The following is a 16173-nucleotide window of genomic DNA, read 5'->3' as shown; positions in this document are numbered from 1 at the left end:
CTTGCGGTAAGCACGATGCTCCCAGGGTTCCTCTCCCGCATGGCCGCGCTGGCCGCCCTGGCCACCAGGAAGCTCCCCGTAAGGTTCACCCGGAGCACCGCCTCCCAGTCCTCCAGGGGCATCTTCCAGTGGAAGTTGTCCCGGGTGATCCCCGCGTAGTGCACCACCCCGTCCAANCCCCCCAAAGCCTCCAGGGCCTTCCCGAACCCCTCCTCCACCGAGCGGGGGTCGGCCACGTCCATGGGAATGGCCAGGGCCCCCACCCCTTCCGCCGCCTCCCGGAGGGGGCCCTCCTCCAGGTCGCAGGCCACGAGCCTCGCCCCTTCCTTCGCGAAAAGCTCCAGGGTGGCCCGGCCGATGCCGTGGGCCGCCCCCGTGATGAGCACCCGCTTGCCGGCTAAGCGCATCCCGCACCTCCCACGACCGAACGGTCGGTAGGCTCACCCTACCCCCGGGGCAGGGCCCCCGTCAAGCCCTAAAGGGGCCAGGCCCAGTAGGGGGTCTCCACGAACTCCGGGGGGCCTTCCAGGTACACCCTGAGCCCGGGAAGGATCAGGGTGGCGCCCTCCCAGGCGAAGTCCAGGGGGTCTATGGGGAGGGGGTAGTGGAGGACCTCCTCCCGGGGCAGGCCCAGGCGGAACCAGTCGGGCGGGGCAAGCCGCCCCACCAGGAGGTAGCGGGCCCTCTTGGGGCCGCTTTCCGTGTAGAGGAGGGTGGGGCGGCCCAGGTCCAGGAGGAGGGCCTTCCCCTTGACGAAAAGCCGGGCCCTATCCGTCCAGGTAGACATGGGGCCTCCCCCCCAGGTGGGCCACCCGCACCCCCCCGCCGTAGAGGGCCTGGAGGAGGGGCTCTTTTAGGGCCTCTTCCGGAGGACCCTGGTAAAGGAGCCTTCCCCCCACGAGGAGGGCCACCCGGTCCGCCAAGGCCGCCTGGTTGGGGTCGTGGAGGACGGAAAGGACCCCCACCCCCATCCCCTTGAGGCGCTTCAAGAGGGCGAGGAGGGCCCCTTGGTGCTCGAGGTCCAAAAAGGTGGTGGGCTCGTCCAGGAGGAGGTAGCGGGGCCTGGCGGCAAGGGCCCGGGCCAGGAGGACCCGCTGCCTCTCCCCGCCGGAGAGGGTGGCGAGGGGACGGTGGCGGAAGGAAAGGGTATCCGTGACCTCCAGGGCCCACTCCACCGCCTCCCGGTCCTCCCGCCCTTCCCGGCCCCAAAGCCCCAGGTGGGGCAGCCGCCCAAGCCGCACCACCTCCTCCGCCCAAAGCCCCTCGGGGTAGGGCCCCCCCTGGGGGAGGTAGCCCAGGAGGCGCCCCCGGGCGTAGCTCCCGTAGGCGGAAAGGGGCCGGCCCTCCAGAAAGACCTCCCCCGCCCTAGGCCTAAGGAGGCCTGCCATCACCTTAAGGAGGGTGCTCTTGCCGGAGCCGTTGGGCCCAAGGAGGGCGAGCCACTCCCCGGGGCGGAGGCGGAGGCTCACCCCCTTCAGGGCGAAGGGCCCCATAACCCCCTTGGCCTCAAGCCCGCCCACGGCGCCTCCACATGAGGTAAAGGAAGAAGGGCCCCCCGAGGAGGGTGGTCACCACCCCCACGGGGAGCTCCGCGGGCCGGGTGAGGGTGCGGGCCAGGAGGTCGGCGAAGGCCAGGAGGGCCGCCCCCCCCAGGGCGCTCGCCGGGAGAAGCAGGCGGTAATCCTCCCCGAGAAGGCGCCTTAGGGCGTGGGGGGCGATGAGGCCCACGAAACCGATGATCCCCGCCTGGGCCACGGCCGCGGCCACCAGAAGGCTTGCGGAGAGGAGGAGGAGGCCCTTTAGGGCCTCGAGGGGCAGCCCCAGGCTCCGGGCGGTCTCCTCCCCGAGCTGCAACGCGTTCAGGAAGCGTCCGAGGAGGAGAAGGGGCGGCAGGGCCAACAGGGCGAAGAGGAGAAGGGCCTTCACCCCTGCCCAGCCCATAAAGGCCAGGTTCCCCAGGGTGTAGGCGAAGACCGCCCGCACCCGGTCCGCGTCCTGGAGCATCAGGTAGGTGGTGGCCCCGGTGAGGACGCTCCCCACCACCACCCCCGAGAGGACCAGCTCCCCCGTGCGGGCCACCCCCCCCGCCAGGAGGAGGGTGAAGAGGGTGGCGGAAAGGGCCCCCAGGAAGCCCATGAGGGTGGCGGAAAGGGGCAGGTGCTGGAAGACCGCGTGCTGGGCAAAGGCCGGGGAAAGGCCGCCCAAAAGGGCGGCGAAGAGGGTCACCCCGAAGGCCGCCCCGGAGGCCGCCCCCATGAGGTAGGGGTCCGCCAGGGGGTTGCGGAAAAGCCCCTGGAAGGCGGCCCCCGAGAGGCCCAGGGCCGCCCCCACCAGCATCCCCCCCAGGACCCGGGGCAGGCGGAGCTCGGTGACGATGGGGTTGGCCTCGAGGCCGAGAAGGGCCCTTAAGACCTCCCAGGGGGAAAGGGCCACCGCCCCCAGGGCCACCCCCAGCACCAGGGCCAGGAAGAGGAGGAGGAAGAGCCAGCCGAAGACCAGGCCCCGCCTAAGGGTTAGGGGGAGGCCCAGGACCATAGGCTACCTGCCGTGGAAGCAGTCCACGAGAAGCCTCAGGCCCTGGGCCACCCGGGGGCCGGGGCGGGAGAGGAGGCTGTCCTCCCCCCCCGTGAAGACGCAGATCCGCCCCCTCTCCACCGCCCGGATCCGGCTCCAGCCCGGCCGGGCGCGGATGGTCCTCTCCGCGTCGGGGTAGGTGGCCACGATGACCTCGGGGTTCTTTTCCACCACGAACTCCGGGGCGATCTTGGGGAAAAGCCCAAGCTCCTTGGGCACGATGTTCACCCCCCGGGCCTTGGCGATAAGGACCCCAATGAAGCTCTCCGGGCCCACGGTGTAGGGGGTGGGGTCGATCTCGTAGTAGACCCGGGGCCGGGAGCGAGCCTGGGCGGCGCGGCTTTCCTCCTGATAGACCTCCCGCTGGATCTGGGCCACCAGCCTCTCCGCCTGGGAAGGCAGGCCCAGGAGCTGGCCCAACGTGCGCACCGTCTTGAAGATGTCCTCGTAGGTCTCCGTGCGCACCGCGTAGACGGTAAGCCCCGCCCGCTCCAGGGTTTCGTAGAGGCGGCCGTACTTGGAAACCAGCACCAGGTCCGGCTTCAGGGAAAGGATGAGCTCGGGGTTGGGGTTGTAAAGACCCCCGGCCTTGGGGAGCCCCTTCACCCGTTCGGGCCAGTCGGAGTAGTCGTCCGTGGCCACGAGCCGATCGCAGGCCCCCAGGGCGCAGACCGTTTCCGTGACCGAGGGAAGCATGGAGACGATGCGCTTGGGGGGGGCCTTCAGGGTGACGGTGCGCCCCAGATCGTCTGTAACCGTGAGGGGAAAAGCCCAGACCAGCGCCCAAAAGACCGCAAGAACCGCCAAAACCCTTTTCATGCCCGACCTCCTTCCGGCGCGCTAGGGCCAGGCCCGGGGGAGGTAGGGCAAAGCCCCTGCCGGGAGGCAGGGGCTAAAGGACAGCTTAACCCCCACGTCTCCCCCCATCCGCGTGAGGTGCCCCTCCGGGGAAGAGGGGCGGCCCTGGCAGGCATTCGGGCTTCCGGCCTGCGAAGAAAGGCCCGACGATCGGCCGGTTACCGTTGCGGGACAGCGCCGGACTTGCACCGGACTTCCCCACTTTAAGCCTGGACTACGCGCCCAGGCACCAGGGCATACGGGACCTGGCTTTTGGGCCCTAGCGGGCCTTGGCCCTACCTTAAGGCCTCCCGGCCCCCCTTGACAAGGGGCGGTGGGGGGTGGTTTAGTTAGTACCGAGGACGAACTAAAGGGGGCGTGGGGTGCGCAAGGGGGATACGCAGGAAATCCGCAGACTGAACCGGAGGGCCATCCTGCAAAGCTTGCGGCAGGCCCCGGCCACCCGCGCCGACCTCGCCCGAAAGACCGGCCTGGCCAAGAGCGCGGTGAGCCGCCTGGTGGAGGAGCTCCTGGAGGAGGGCCTTCTAGAGGAGGGGGAGGTGCGCCCCGGGGAGCTCGGCCGGCCGGGGGTCCTCCTCCGCCTAAAGCCCCAGGCCCGCTACGCCCTGGGGGCCGAACTGGGGGTGGAGGGCACCGTCCTCCTGGCGGTGGACTGGCGGGGGGAGGTGCTCTGGAGCCAGGAATGGCCCCACCCCAAGGAAGAAGGGGTGGAGGCCCGCCTGGAAGCCCTGAAGGAGGCGGTCCGGCCGCGGGCGGAAGGGGCCTTGGGCCTGGGGATCACCTTCCCCGGGGTGGTGGCCGGGCCTAGGCTCCTTTTCGCCCCCAACCTGGGCTGGCGCGATCTGGATCTCTCCCTGAAGGGCTTCCCCATCCCCGTGGCCTTTGAAAACGACGCCAAAGCCTCGGCCCTCTCCGAGGTCTTCTTCCACGGGGAGGAGAACCTGGCCTACGTGGTCCTGAGCACGGGGCTCGGGGTGGGGGTGGTGGCGGAAGGCCGCCTTCTCCGCGGCACCCACGGGGCGGCGGGGGAGGTGGGGCACTGGACGGGTGGGGGCCGCGCCCCCTGCCGGTGCGGGCGCAGGGGATGTCTGGAAACGGAGCTTGGCCTCCAAAACCTCCTGGCCCACCACCGGGCCCTGGGGGGGGAGGCGGAGGATCTGGACACCCTCCTGGCCTTGGCGGAAAGGGGGGAAGAGGCGGCCATGAAGGTCCTTGCCCACCTGGGGGAGGCCCTGGGGCGTTTCCTCGCCAACCTGGCCGTGGCCTACGACCCGGCCCGGGTGGTCATCGGAGGGCGGGCGGCGGAACTCTTTCCCTACCTGGAGGCCCCTCTGCGGGCGGGGCTCAGGAAGGCGGCCTTCCTTCCGGTGCACCAGAACCTTCCCGTCTACCCCTCGGCCTACGGCCATCTGGCCCCGGCGGTGGGGGGAGCGAGCCTTTTCCTGGCCCGCTTTTTTGAGCTGGGCGGCCTGTGGGCGGAAAGCCCACGTCGCAATGGAGGTCCGTATGAGGAAGTGGCTTTGGGTTTTAGGCATGGCTTTGGGGCTTAGCGCCCTGGCCCAGACGGGCAAGCTGGAGATCTTCTCCTGGTGGGCGGGGGACGAGGGGCCCGCCCTGGAGGCCCTCATCCGGCTCTACAAGCAGAAGTACCCCGGGGTGGAGGTCATCAACGCCACGGTGACGGGCGGGGCCGGGGTGAACGCCAAGGCGGTGCTCAAAACCCGCATGCTGGGCGGCGACCCTCCGGACACCTTCCAGGTCCACGCGGGGCAGGAGCTCATCGGCACTTGGGTGGTGGCCAATCGCATGGAGGACCTTACAGGTCTTTTCCGCCAGGAAGGCTGGCTCCAGGCCTTCCCTAAGGGGCTCATTGACCTCCTCTCCTACAAGGGCGGGATCTGGAGCGTCCCGGTGAACATCCACCGCTCCAACGTCATGTGGTACATCCCGGCCAAGCTCCGGGAGTGGGGGGTCACGCCGCCCAGGACCTGGGCCGAGTTCCTGGCCACCTGCGAGGCGCTGAAGCGCAAGGGCCTCCAGGCCCCCCTGGCCCTGGGGGAGAACTGGACCCAGCAGCACCTCTGGGAGAGCGTGGCCCTAGCCATGCTGGGCGCTGAGGGCTGGAACAACCTTTGGACAGGCAAGCTGAAGTTCACCGACCCCAAGGCGGTGGCGGTGTGGGAGACCTTCGGGAAAGTCCTGGACTGCGCCAACAAGGACGCGGCGGGGCTTTCCTGGCAGCAGGCGGTGGACCGGGTGGTCCAGGGGCAGGCGGCCTTCAACATCATGGGGGACTGGGCCGCGGGGTACATGGCCACCACCCTGAAGCTCCGCCCGGGCACCGACTTCGCCTGGGCCCCCTCCCCGGGCACCCAGGGGGTCTTCATGATGCTCTCCGACTCCTTCGGCCTGCCCAAGGGGGCGAAGAACCGTCAGAACGCCCTGAACTGGCTCCGGCTCGTGGGCTCCAAGGAGGGGCAGGACACCTTTAACCCCCTTAAGGGCTCCATCGCCGCCCGCCTGGACTCCGACCCCGCCAAGTACAACGCCTACGGCCAGGCCGCCATGAAGGACTGGAAGTCCAACCGCATCGTGGGCTCCCTGGTCCACGGGGCGGTGGCCCCCGAGAGCTTCATGAGCCAGTTCGGCACCGTGATGGAGATCTACCTCCAGTCTAGGAACGCCAAGGCCGCGGCCAACGCCGCCCAGGCCATCGCCGACCAGGTGGGCCTCGGGCGCTAAGGATCTTTCGCCCCCTGGGGGCCTTTGGCCCCCAGGGGTATTCTGGGGGTAACGTGCGGGACCGGATCCTGGCCTTTTTGGTCCTCCTTCCCTCCTTGGTGCTGGTGGGGATCTTTGTCTACGGCTTCATCGGGCAGACGCTTTGGGTTTCCCTCACGGACTGGGGCAAAAACCCCGCCCAGGCCCTGGCCCTACGGCCCGAGCTCCGGTTCGTGGGCCTCGAGAACTACCGGGAGCTCTTCACGGGCTTCGTGGACGTGCGCTTCCGGCAGAGCGTGGTCAACCTGGTCTTCTTCACCCTCTTCTTCATGGCGGGGAGCCTGGGCCTAGGGCTCCTCCTGGCCCTGGCCCTGGACCAGCGCCCTAAGGGGGAAGGGTTTTTCCGCACGGTCTTCCTCTTCCCCATGGCCCTCTCCTTCGTGGTCACGGGGACCATCTGGCGCTGGCTTCTCCAGCCCCAGGGGGGGGTGAACGTCCTCCCCACCCTGGTGGGCCTTCCCCCCCTCCCCTTCCCCTGGCTCACCACAAGGGAACAGGTCCTGGTCTTTGACTGGAACCGGCTCCCCTTCTACACCGCCCTCCTCGTGGGCCTGGTCCTCCTCCTCGTGGCCTACGGAGCCTGGCGGGGCGGGGAAAGGAGAAGGCTTTTCTGGAGCCTCCTCTCCGGAGGGGTTCTCCTCCTTTGGGCCTTCACCTTGGGAAGCCGGGTCCAGCTCCTCCCCTACCCCGAGCCCCACGGGTTCAGCCTGGCCCTCATCGGGGTGATCCTGGCCGCGGTCTGGCAGATGTCGGGCTACACCATGGCCCTCTACCTGGCGGGCCTCCGGGGCATCCCGGTGGAGGTCCTCGAGGCCGCCCGGGTGGACGGGGCTGGAAGCTGGCAGCTCTACCGGTACGTCATCTTCCCCCTTCTCGCCCCCATCACCCTCTCCGCCATGATCGTCCTGGGCCACATCGCCCTGAAGATCTTTGACCTCATCTTCGCCATGGCGGGGCTGGACTACGCCCCCACGGACGTGCCCGCCATCTACATGTACCTCCTGGCCTTCCGGGGCAACCAGTTCGCCAAGGGCGCGGCCATCGGCCTGCTCCTCCTCCTCCTGGTGGCCCTGGTGGTGGTGCCCTACCTGGCAAGCCAGCTCAGGAAGGAGGTGCGGCGGTGATGGGCCGGGCGCTCCTCTACCTCTTCCTGGGGCTGGCCCTCGTTTTCTTCCTCCTCCCCGTGTACCTGGTGATCCTCACCGCCCTGAAAGAGCCCGCCAAAATCACCCTGGACGCGGTGTGGCGCTGGCCGGACCCCCTATACTGGGAAAGCTTCCGCATCGCCTGGGAGGCCTTCCGGCCCAAGTTCCAAAACAGCGTGGTCCTGGCGGTCTCCGCCACCCTCATCTCCGCCTTCATCGGGGCCCTCAACGGCTACGTGCTGGCCAAGTGGCCCTTTAGGGGGGCGAACCTCCTCTTCGCCCTGATGCTCTTCGGGATGTTCATCCCCTACCAGAGCATCCTCATCCCCCTTTTCCAGTTCATCAAGGCCATCGGGCTTTACGGCACCTTAGGGGGGCTCGTGCTGGTGCACGTGGTCTATGGCATCCCCATCGTCACCCTCATCTTCCGCAACTACTACAGCGAAATCCCAGACGAGCTCATAGAGGCGGCCCGGATAGACGGCGCGGGCTTTTTCGGGATCTTCCGCCACGTGATCCTGCCCCTATCCGCCCCCGCCTTCGTGGTGGTGGGCATCTGGCAGTTCACCCAGATCTGGAACGAGTTTCTCTTCGCCGTAACCCTCACCCGGCCCGAAAGCCAACCCATCACCGTGGCCTTGGCCCAGCTGGCTGGGGGCGAGGCGGTGAAGTGGAACCTGCCCATGGCCGGGGCCATCCTGGCCGCCTTGCCCACCCTGCTCGTCTACATCTTCCTGGGCCGCTACTTCCTGCGGGGCCTCCTGGCGGGCTCGGTAAAGGGCTAGGCCAAGCCCCCCGGGGACTACCGCCCCGGGGGACTTTCTAGAGGGACGGCTTAGTCAAACCGGTTCTGCTGGAGGGTGCTGGCCGTCTGCTGCAAGGAGGGGATGGCCCCCGCCACCTTGCGCAGGTTGGCCCGGGTGCCCTTGTACCAGGGGATGGTGGTCTTGGGGTCGGTGTAGCCGGAAACCAGGGAGTTGCTGGTGCCCCGCCAGTGGTACATGACCAGGAAGAGCATGCCGGGCTTCACCGCGTCGGTGATGTAGACCATGAAGGTCCCGTTCCCCTCCTCGTTGTAGACCTCCACGATGTCCCCTTCCCTAAGGCCCAGGCGCTTTGCGTCCTCAGGGTTTACCTCCACGTAGGGGAGGGGCAGGGTGAGGGCCTTCTCCGGCAGGTGCCGGTCGTGGTAAGCGGTCTGCCAGATGACCTGGGCCCGGCCGGTGGTGACCCAGAAGGGGTACTTTTGGGCCTTTTCCCCTTCCAGGTACTTGGCCACCTCGGGAGGATAGCCCTCCCAGTCGTCCGTACCGTACCACTTGAACTTGCCGTCGGAGGTGCCGAACTTGTGGGTGTAGCGCCGGAGGGTGCCCACCAGCTGGCCCGTCTTGGGGTCCCGGCGCACGGGGGTGCGGATGCCCTCCTGGCCCACCCGCTTCAGGAAGGCGTAGGTCACGCCCTTGTAGTTCTCGGCCTCCAGCTTGGCCTCGTCCTCTTCGGAAACGCGGTTGTCGGAGAACTCCTCCGCCCCGGCCAGGAAAACGTCCTCGTCCGTCCGCCAGTTCCGGCCAAACTCAAACTTCTGGGCCTCCTGGGCCTTGCCCTCCGCCCGGTAGAGCTCGGCGATGCGCAGGCCCACCCACTTGAAGATCTCCCAGTCGGGCTTGGCCTCCCCGGGAGGATCGGTGAACTTCTCGTAGAGGCGCAGGAGGCGGCTGTTGCAGTTGATGGAGGTGTCGTTGGCCTCGCCCCAGGCCGCGGCGGGCAAAATAAGGTGGGCGTCCCGGGCGGTCTCCGTCATGTAGATGTCCTGCACCACCATGAAGAGGGCCTCGGGGTCACGGTAGAGGATGTCCAGGATCTTCCTCGCCCGCTCCTGGATGGTCCCCGGCTCCCCACCCGCCCCAAGGGCCCGGGTGAGCCGCTCCGTGCGCTCGTGGATGCGCTTGCGGAAGACCTGGTTGTTGGGGGTGGAAAGGTAGGGGTCGTTGGCGATGACCCAGTAGAACTTGCCCTTGCCGTCCGTAAGGAACTTGTCCACGTTCACAGGGGGGCCGCCCCGGTAGATGGAGCCCGGCGTGGGCGCGGGCGGCCGGACATAGCCCTCCTGGTGCCCGCCCTGGCGGCCGCACCCCGTGCCCGGGCGGCCGATGTTGTGGGTGAGGACCGCCAGCTGCACGATGGCCGCCACCTGGTCGTAGTTCTTCATGTTCCAGATGATGCCCTTCTCGTAGATGGTGAGGGTGCGGCGCTTGAAGCGGCCCGCCTTGGGCTTGGCGATCCAGTCCGCGGCCCGCTCCATCAAGGCCCTAGGCACCCCCGTGATGCGCTCGGCCTGGGCCATGAACTCCCCGTAGGGCAGGGAGAGCTTGAGGCTCTTCTGCTTGTACTCCTCAAAGAGGGCCATGTCCGTGCGGGCCTGGAGGTAGGCCATGTCGTAGTAGCCCCGCTCCCAGACCACGCGGGCGATGGCGTTGGCCAGGATGTAGTCCGTGCCCAGGTTGGGCTGGAGGAGGAGGACCCGGTCCGGGGCCAGCTGGGCGGCCACGGTGTAGCTGGAAGTTTTTCGGGGATCTATGACGATGAGGTAACCCGGCTCCGCGGGCTCGCCCCGGTCAAAAGCCCTCCTTTTTTCATCTACCGTGGCCCCCTTAATGTTCTCCAGCATGTGCTCCACGTAGAAGACGGTGGCTGTCTCGTAGGGGTTGGCCCCCCAGAGGACGATGGTGTCCGCCAGGCGGGCATCGGAGTAGTCGTAGTTGAGCTCGTGGACCCCCCGCTCCCGGCTCCCCCAGACCTCGGAGTTGTAGGCCGGGCGGTTGTGGATGGCGATGTGCTTCACGGAAAGGGCGGTGAAGAAGAGCTTACCCGCGGCGTAGTTGTCCTCAAAGCCCTGGCCCGAGCCCCCATGGTCGTAGCACTTCACGGCGATGTTGTCGTCGTTGCCGTCGCGGTCGCGGATGCCCTTGATAAGGGCGGCCATGAGGGTGAGGGCGTCCTGCCAGGTGATGGCCTGGAACTGGTCTCCCACCCGGAGGAGGGGGTACTGGAGGCGGTCCTGGGTGCCGCGGGCAGGGCTAAAGAGGGTGACGGCGTTGGTCCCACCCCGGATGGAGTAGTTGCCCCGGTTGATGGGGGACTCCTTGGCGGGGACGACGGCCACGTTGTAGAGCTGGCCGTCTTTCCCCACGGTGACCGTGTGCATGGTCTCCGTGTAGTTCAGGCCCTGGAGGGGGGTCTGGGGAGAAGTGAAGTCCACGCCAAAGGCGTTCTGGTCCGCCTTGGGGCCCCCGTTCACCCCCACCGGCCAGACGTAGACCTTATACCCGCAGCCCACGTTGCAGTACTGGCAGACCGTGTTGTAGACCCTGGCCCCCTTAGGCGGGAGGGGAAGCTGGTCCCTGCGTTCAAAAAGCGCCATCCTCGCACCTCCTTACACGTTCTTGGCCCGGCCCCAAATGAGGCCCATCACCGCCGTGGCGTAGATGTCCCCCTTGGCGTCTATGCGCAAGGGAATCTGGGGAAGCCAGGAGCTGGCCAGCCCCTGGTAGCACTGCCCGCCCTTGGCGGGGTCAAACATGGAGTAGTGGCAGGGGCAGACCAGGCGCCCGCCCTTGTACTGGACGGGACAGCCCATGTGGGTGCAAAGCGCGGAGAAGGCCACGATATCCCGCTCCCGCCCTACCCCCCCCATGGCCGGCCGGCCCAGCTTGAGGAGGATGGCGGGGGAGGAGGCGTCGGGGTAGTTGAAGGGGATGGGCTCCCCCGTCCTCACCTGGGCCACGTTGGCCACCTTCACCGCGGGGTAGGTGAGGCTAGGGGCATACCAGAGCTGGGCCTTACCCCCTGCGGTGAAGAGGGCGGTGGCCGCCGCCGAAAGCTGAACAAAACGCCTCCGCGTCATAACTTGGGGCATTTGTCCCTCCTTTCGGCTTGAAAAGTACCACATGGATTTGAAGTCTGTCAATAGGAATAGATACCCATGAGATAAGGGGTATTTCCACTTGAGAGATACGCCCCCCGCCATCCAGAGGGGTTGTGCTAAAGTGGCGGCTAGGCATGGACGGTCTAGAGGACAAGCTCAAGGCCCTGGCCGACCCGGTGCGCCTTCTTATAGTGGAGCTCCTCGCGGATCCCCCGGATGAGCATGTGGTCCGGGACCCCCGGTGTGGGACCGCTTTTGGCCTCTGCTTCTGCCACCTTCAAGAACGGACGGGGCTTTCCGGGCCCACGGTAAGCCACCACCTGAAGATCCTCCGGGAAGCGGGGTTTGTGGAGGGGGTACGGGTGGGCCGCTGGACCTACTACCGCCTGCGCCCCGGGGCCCTGGAAGGGGTGGCCCAGGCCCTTCTGAAGCTGGCCCAAAAAGGGCGGAAGGCCTTGGAAAAGGTAGGCTGAGGCCATGCGCGCCTGGGTTCAGGAAGCCCTTGGCCGGCCCATGGTCCTGAAGGAGGTCCCGGAACCCATCCCGGGCCCCGGGGAGGTCCTTCTGGAGGTGGAGGCGGTGGGGCTCAACTTCGCCGACCACCTCCTGCGCCTGGGGGGGTACCTCACCCGGGTGCACCCTCCCTTTGTGCCGGGGATGGAGGCGGTGGGCCGGGTGGAGGGCAGGCGGTACGCGGCCCTTATGGGGCATGGGGGTTTGGCGGAACGGGTGGCGGTGAAAGAAGAGGCCCTCCTACCCCTGCCCGAGGGCCTGGGCCTCGAGGAGGCCGCGGCCTTCCCCGTGTCCTTCCTCACCGCCTACCTGGCCCTCAAGGGGGTGCCTCCGGGGGCCTGGGTCCTGGTCCAGGCGGCGGGGGGGGCCTTGGGCACCGCGGCGATCCAGGTGGCCAAGGCCCTGGGGCTTAGGGTGGTGGCGGCGGCCTCGAGGCCGGAGAAGCTGGCCCTGGCCCAGGGCCTAGGGGCCGACCTGGCGTCCACCTACGAGACCCTCCCCGAGCGGGTGAAGGAGCTGGGCGGGGTGGAAGCCATCCTGGAGGTCCGGGGGAAGCTGGAGGAAAGCCTCGGGCTTCTGAAACCCGGGGGGACGCTGGTCTACGTGGGGGCGGCGGAGGGGGAGGTGGTCCCCCTCAACCCCTTGAGGCTCATGCGGAAAAACCTCACCGTGCGGGGCTTCTGGCTGGCCCCGCTCCTCCAGGACCGCCCTCTTTTAGAGGAGGCCTTGGGCTTCCTCCTCCCCAGACTGGGGCAGACCCTTAAGCCGGTGGTGGGCCAGGTCTTCCCCTTCGCCGAGGCGGAGGCCGCCTTCCAGGCCCTTCTGGACCGGGGGCATGTGGGGAAGGTGGTGGTGCGGGTTAGGTAAGGCCCAGGTAGGCCCGCACCGCGGCCAGGTCAAAGAGGGCGTGGCCCACGCTCTTGAAGACCACCGGGTCCCCGTTCGCCCGCGCGCCCAAAAGGGCCTCCCTCAGGGGAACCACCCCCCTTCTCCCCTGGAGCTCCCCCGCCTCCTTCAGGGCGTCCTCGGTGTCGCAGTAGAGGGCGGCCCCCCGGAGAAGCCCCTCGGGAAGCTCTTGCATCTCCGGGCGGAAGGAGCCCACCGCGGCGATGAAGGCCCCTTCCGGCACCCGTTCGGGGAGGACGGGGGTAGGGCTTGGGGTGGCGGTGACGATGAAGGCCACGTCCTCCGGCACCTCCGCCCCCACCCACTCCTCCGCCGGAAGGCCTAGGGCCCGGGCCCGCTCCAAAAGGGCCTCCACCCGGGGCCGGCCCCGGCCCCGAACGAGGACCCGGGTGAGGGGGAAGCCCTCGGCGAAGGCCTCGAGGTGGGCTTCTCCCTGGGCCCCCGGCCCCACCAGGAGGAGGGCCCCTTCCCGCCTTTTGGCCAGGAACTGGGCCGCGAGGAGGGAAAGGGCCGCGGTGCGCCTTTTGGTGAGCTCCTCCCCCGGCAGGTGGAAGACCTCCCCGGTGGAAAGGCGCCTAGCCCAGACCTCCGCCCGCACGGCAGGGGACTTGTCCCGCTCCACCGTGACCAGCTTGCACACCGCCACTTCCTCGTCCGCCGCGGGCATGACCAGGAACTCGCCCCCGGGGATGGGGAGGACCTGGCGGGTTGGGGCATGGGCCCCTTGAAGGAGGACCTTCCGGATGGCCTCGGCCAGCTCCAGATAGCCCGCCATGGGGCCATCATACGGTAGCATGCCCCCCATGGAGGCCCTCCTGAACACCGTCCTCCCCGTGGGGCTGGTGGTGCTTTCCGGCTACCTTCTGGGCCGCCGGGTGGAGATGGACCTCACCACCCTTTCCCGCCTCACCCTCTACCTCCTGGTCCCGGCCCTCATCTTTGACGCCATGTACCGGGCGGAGTTCAGCCGGGAAGGGCTTTTGGGGCTCTCCTTGGGCTTCGCCCTCACCTATATAGGGCTTTACCTCTCCATCCTCCTCGCCTCCCGCCTCCTCCGCCTAAGCCCAAGGACGGCCAAAAGCCTTGCGGTCTGTAGCCTTTTCCCCAACTCCGGCAACATGGGGCTTTCCCTCACCTTCTTCGCCCTGGGCGAGGCGGGGCTTTTGAGGGCCGTGGTCTACTTCATCCTCTCCAGCGTGGTCATGTTCGGCCTGGGGCCGGCCTTCATCCGGGGTGGGGGGCTCCTCGAGGGCCTCCGCTTCACCCTGCGCCTGCCCCTCTTCTACGCCCTCTTCCTGGGCCTCCTCCTAAAGGGGCTTGAGGTAGGGCTCCCTTTTCGGCTGGACGAGGGGGTGCGCCTCATGGGCCAGGCGGCCATCCCCGTCCTCCTCCTCACCCTGGGGATGCAGATGGCCAGGACCCCCTTCCAGGTGGGGGCCTTTGAGCTCACCGCCAGCGGCCTCCGCCTCCTCCTGGCCCCCCTGGTGGCCTACGGGGTGGGGCTCCTTTTGGGGCTTCCCAAGCTGGAGCACCAGGTCCTGGTCCTCCAGTCCGCCACCCCCGTGGCGGTGAACGCCTTCCTCCTCACGCGGGAGTTCGGCCAGGACGCGGCCCGGGTGGCGCGGAGCGTGGTGGTCTCCACCTTCCTAGCCTTCCTGACCCTGCCCCTGGTCCTCTTCCTCATCGGGGTCCGGTAAAAGGGGGGTGCCCAGGTCCAGCTGGAAGAGGAGCTCGCCCCCCCAAAGCCCCAGGAGGCGGTGGTACCCCTCGCCTAGGGGGAGGCGGAGCCGGTAAACCCCCGGCCCCTCCAGGAAAAGGGCCCGTTCCAGGAGGAGGGCCTCCCCGCGGTACCACTTGAGGTGGAGGTAGCCCGGCGAGGCGAGGCGCTCCACCCTCAAGGCGAGGCCCGCCTCCTCCCCCTCGGGCTGGAGCCGGGCCACCAGGAAGGGGCGAGAGGGGGGCGGGGGCTTCCCGGGGTCCAGGGGCAGGAAGGCGTAGCGGCACCCCGCAAGGAAGAGGAGGACGAGGAAAAGCCCCCTCACCGCCCCTCCGTGGCCAGGGCGAGGAGGGCCAGGGCGGCGGTCTCCGCCCGGAGGATCCTCCGGCCCAGGGTGACCGGCTTAAAGCCCCGCGCCTCCAAAAGGGCCACCTCCTCCTCGGCGAAACCCCCTTCCGGGCCCACGGCCAGGGCCACGGGCTTCCCGGGGTCCAGCACCTCCCCCACCCGGGCCCCCGCGCCGGGGTGGGCCAGGAGGCCCTGGACCACCTCCGGAACCTCCCCCAAGGGGATGGGGGGGAGGACCTCGGGCACCTTTAGCCGGCCCGACTGCTTGGCCGCCTCCACCGCGATGGCCCTGAGGCGCCTGAGCTTCTCCTCCCCCATGGCCTTGGGGACGCTGTGGCGGGTGACGAGGGGCTGGATGCGGGTGGCCCCGAGCTCCGTGGCCCCCCGCACCACCTCGGCCAGCTTATCCCCCTTGAGGAGGGCCATGTAGAGGACCACCTCCACCCCCACCTCCCGCTCCGGGATGCGTTCCTCCAGGATGCGGTAGCGCACCGGGGGGCCCAGGTCCACCACCTCCGCCAGAGCCTCCCGGGTCTCGTCAAAGACCGTGAACCGGTCCCCCACCCGGGCCCTTAGGACCTCCACCAGGTGGCGGCCCTCCCGCAAGGGGAGAACCCCCGAAAGCCCCGGGCTATAGGCGCGGTGCGGCCGCATAGAGGACCCACTCCCCCGCTTCTTCCCGCTCCAAGACCCCAAGGCCCGCCCCCTCCAGGGCCTCCTCCACCCCTTCCGCCTTGGCCTTCAGGATGCCCGTGAGGAGGGCCACGCCCCCCGGTTTTAGGGCCTTCTTGTACCCCTCAGCCAAGGCCTGGTGGAGCTCGGCGTAGAGGTTGGCCAGGAGGAGGTCAAAGGGGCCATGGGGGAGGGCTTCCTCCAGGCTTCCCAGGAGGAAACGGGGGGCGACCCCGTTCCGGCGGGCGTTCTCCTCCGCCTGGGGGAGGACGGTGGGGTCAATGTCCACCCCCAGGGCCTCCATACCGAGAAGGGCGGCCCCGATGGCCAGGATCCCCGAGCCCGTACCCAGGTCCAGGGCCTTGCCCCCCGGGCGGGCGTGGCGGCCCAGGGCGGAAAGGGCCATGCGGGTGGTCTCGTGGTGGCCGGTGCCGAAGGCCATCCCGGGCTCGAGGACGATCCTCTTCCCAGACCCCTCCCAGGCGTGCCAAGGGGCGAGGACCACGAAGGGCCCCGCCTCCACCGGGCTTAGGTCCCGCTTCCAGGCGGAAAGCCAGTCCTCGTCGGGAAGCTCCTCCCACTCCCCCCCAAAGGGGAGGTCCAAGGGCGCGGGGAAGTAGGCCAGGACCTCCCCCGCCCGCTCCTCCAGCCCCCTGGCCCCCCGGTCAAAGAGCTCGGGGAGGAGGGGGTCCAGCTCGTCCAGGGTGCCCTTCAGGCGGTAGACCCACATCCCC

At 68.7% G+C, this 16173-nt stretch carries 18 protein-coding genes and 1 riboswitch; of the genes, 7 read left to right on the top strand and 11 right to left on the bottom strand.

Annotated features, from left to right (window positions below; translation table 11 throughout):
* The 5 genes from B043_RS0111495 to B043_RS0111475 all read right to left on the bottom strand — a co-directional run.
* A partial coding sequence (locus B043_RS0111495) for an SDR family NAD(P)-dependent oxidoreductase (protein WP_018462105.1) occupies positions 1-407 on the bottom strand: 407 nt, incomplete at its 3' end.
* Between the two features lie 68 nt (positions 408-475).
* A complete protein-coding gene (locus B043_RS0111490) occupies positions 476-787 on the bottom strand; it encodes a hypothetical protein (RefSeq protein ID WP_018462104.1) in 312 nt (103 codons plus the stop codon).
* Positions 768-1520, bottom strand: coding sequence for an ABC transporter ATP-binding protein (locus B043_RS0111485; protein WP_018462103.1), 753 nt, complete (start codon positions 1518-1520; stop codon positions 768-770). Before B043_RS0111485 ends, B043_RS0111490 begins: the two co-directional genes overlap by 20 nt.
* Positions 1507-2535 carry a FecCD family ABC transporter permease gene (locus B043_RS0111480; RefSeq protein ID WP_016329326.1) on the bottom strand — a complete coding sequence of 343 codons (1029 nt, stop codon included), beginning with the start codon at positions 2533-2535 and terminating at the stop codon, positions 1507-1509. Before B043_RS0111480 ends, B043_RS0111485 begins: the two co-directional genes overlap by 14 nt.
* Positions 2536-2538: 3 nt before the next feature.
* On the bottom strand, positions 2539-3393 hold the full coding sequence (locus B043_RS0111475) for an ABC transporter substrate-binding protein (protein ID WP_016329327.1): 855 nt from the start codon (positions 3391-3393) through the stop codon (positions 2539-2541).
* Between the two features lie 129 nt (positions 3394-3522).
* Positions 3523-3681: riboswitch (cobalamin riboswitch) on the bottom strand.
* Positions 3682-3794: 113 nt separating this feature from the next.
* Here B043_RS0111475 and B043_RS0111470 point away from each other — a divergent pair.
* From B043_RS0111470 to B043_RS0111455, 4 genes are read left to right on the top strand one after another with little or no spacing between them, the layout of a single operon-like run.
* Complete coding sequence (locus B043_RS0111470; RefSeq protein ID WP_018462102.1) at positions 3795-4982, top strand: ROK family transcriptional regulator; 1188 nt, start codon at positions 3795-3797, stop codon at positions 4980-4982.
* A complete protein-coding gene (locus B043_RS0111465; protein WP_026234259.1) occupies positions 4939-6174 on the top strand; it encodes an ABC transporter substrate-binding protein in 1236 nt (411 codons plus the stop codon). The genes B043_RS0111470 and B043_RS0111465 overlap by 44 nt, the downstream gene beginning before the upstream one ends.
* 53 nt (positions 6175-6227) lie before the next feature.
* Positions 6228-7337, top strand: coding sequence for a carbohydrate ABC transporter permease (locus B043_RS0111460; protein ID WP_018462100.1), 1110 nt, complete (start codon positions 6228-6230; stop codon positions 7335-7337).
* Positions 7337-8143, top strand: a complete 807-nt coding sequence (locus B043_RS0111455; protein WP_016329331.1) for a carbohydrate ABC transporter permease — start codon at positions 7337-7339, stop codon at positions 8141-8143. Before B043_RS0111460 ends, B043_RS0111455 begins: the two co-directional genes overlap by 1 nt.
* A 50-nt stretch (positions 8144-8193) precedes the next feature.
* On the opposite strand, the gene B043_RS0111450 is transcribed toward B043_RS0111455, so the two are convergent.
* On the bottom strand, positions 8194-10779 hold the full coding sequence (locus tag B043_RS0111450; protein ID WP_018462099.1) for an arsenate reductase (azurin) large subunit: 2586 nt from the start codon (positions 10777-10779) through the stop codon (positions 8194-8196).
* Positions 10780-10791: 12 nt separating this feature from the next.
* Positions 10792-11262 carry an arsenate reductase (azurin) small subunit gene (locus B043_RS0111445; protein ID WP_018462098.1) on the bottom strand — a complete coding sequence of 157 codons (471 nt, stop codon included), beginning with the start codon at positions 11260-11262 and terminating at the stop codon, positions 10792-10794.
* A gap of 155 nt (positions 11263-11417) precedes the next feature.
* On the opposite strand from B043_RS0111445, the gene B043_RS0111440 reads away from it, so the two are divergent.
* Together B043_RS0111440 and B043_RS0111435 are read left to right on the top strand one after the other, a co-directional pair.
* Entirely contained in the window at positions 11418-11756 is a 339-nt protein-coding gene (locus tag B043_RS0111440) for an ArsR/SmtB family transcription factor (protein ID WP_026234257.1), read from the top strand.
* Positions 11757-11760: 4 nt separating this feature from the next.
* Complete coding sequence (locus B043_RS0111435) at positions 11761-12663, top strand: zinc-binding dehydrogenase (protein ID WP_018462096.1); 903 nt, start codon at positions 11761-11763, stop codon at positions 12661-12663.
* On the opposite strand, the gene B043_RS0111430 is transcribed toward B043_RS0111435, so the two are convergent.
* Positions 12656-13477 carry a Rossmann-fold NAD(P)-binding domain-containing protein gene (locus B043_RS0111430; protein ID WP_018462095.1) on the bottom strand — a complete coding sequence of 274 codons (822 nt, stop codon included), beginning with the start codon at positions 13475-13477 and terminating at the stop codon, positions 12656-12658. The two genes, B043_RS0111435 and B043_RS0111430, sit on opposite strands and share 8 nt — an antisense overlap.
* 19 nt (positions 13478-13496) lie before the next feature.
* Here B043_RS0111430 and B043_RS0111425 point away from each other — a divergent pair, with 19 nt between their 5' ends.
* Entirely contained in the window at positions 13497-14399 is a 903-nt protein-coding gene (locus B043_RS0111425) for an AEC family transporter (RefSeq protein WP_018462094.1), read from the top strand.
* On the opposite strand, the gene B043_RS0111420 is transcribed toward B043_RS0111425, so the two are convergent.
* Genes B043_RS0111420 through B043_RS0111410 form a run of 3 tightly spaced genes read right to left on the bottom strand, consistent with a single transcriptional unit; the run spans position 14349 to position 16169 of the window.
* Positions 14349-14744: a hypothetical protein gene (locus B043_RS0111420; protein WP_016329336.1), complete on the bottom strand. Its 396-nt coding sequence runs from the start codon at positions 14742-14744 to the stop codon at positions 14349-14351. The genes B043_RS0111425 and B043_RS0111420 overlap by 51 nt on opposite strands.
* Entirely contained in the window at positions 14741-15421 is a 681-nt protein-coding gene (locus tag B043_RS0111415) for a 16S rRNA (uracil(1498)-N(3))-methyltransferase (protein ID WP_016329337.1), read from the bottom strand. The genes B043_RS0111420 and B043_RS0111415 overlap by 4 nt, the downstream gene beginning before the upstream one ends.
* On the bottom strand, positions 15399-16169 hold the full coding sequence (locus B043_RS0111410) for a 50S ribosomal protein L11 methyltransferase (protein WP_016329338.1): 771 nt from the start codon (positions 16167-16169) through the stop codon (positions 15399-15401). The genes B043_RS0111415 and B043_RS0111410 overlap by 23 nt, the downstream gene beginning before the upstream one ends.
* Between the last annotated feature and the right edge of the window lie 4 nt (positions 16170-16173).

The organism is Thermus oshimai DSM 12092 (assembly GCF_000373145.1).
In the GTDB taxonomy this organism is placed as follows: domain Bacteria; phylum Deinococcota; class Deinococci; order Deinococcales; family Thermaceae; genus Thermus; species Thermus oshimai.
Note: the sequence above shows the minus strand (reverse complement) of the source record. Positions and strands in the feature narration are given on the sequence as shown.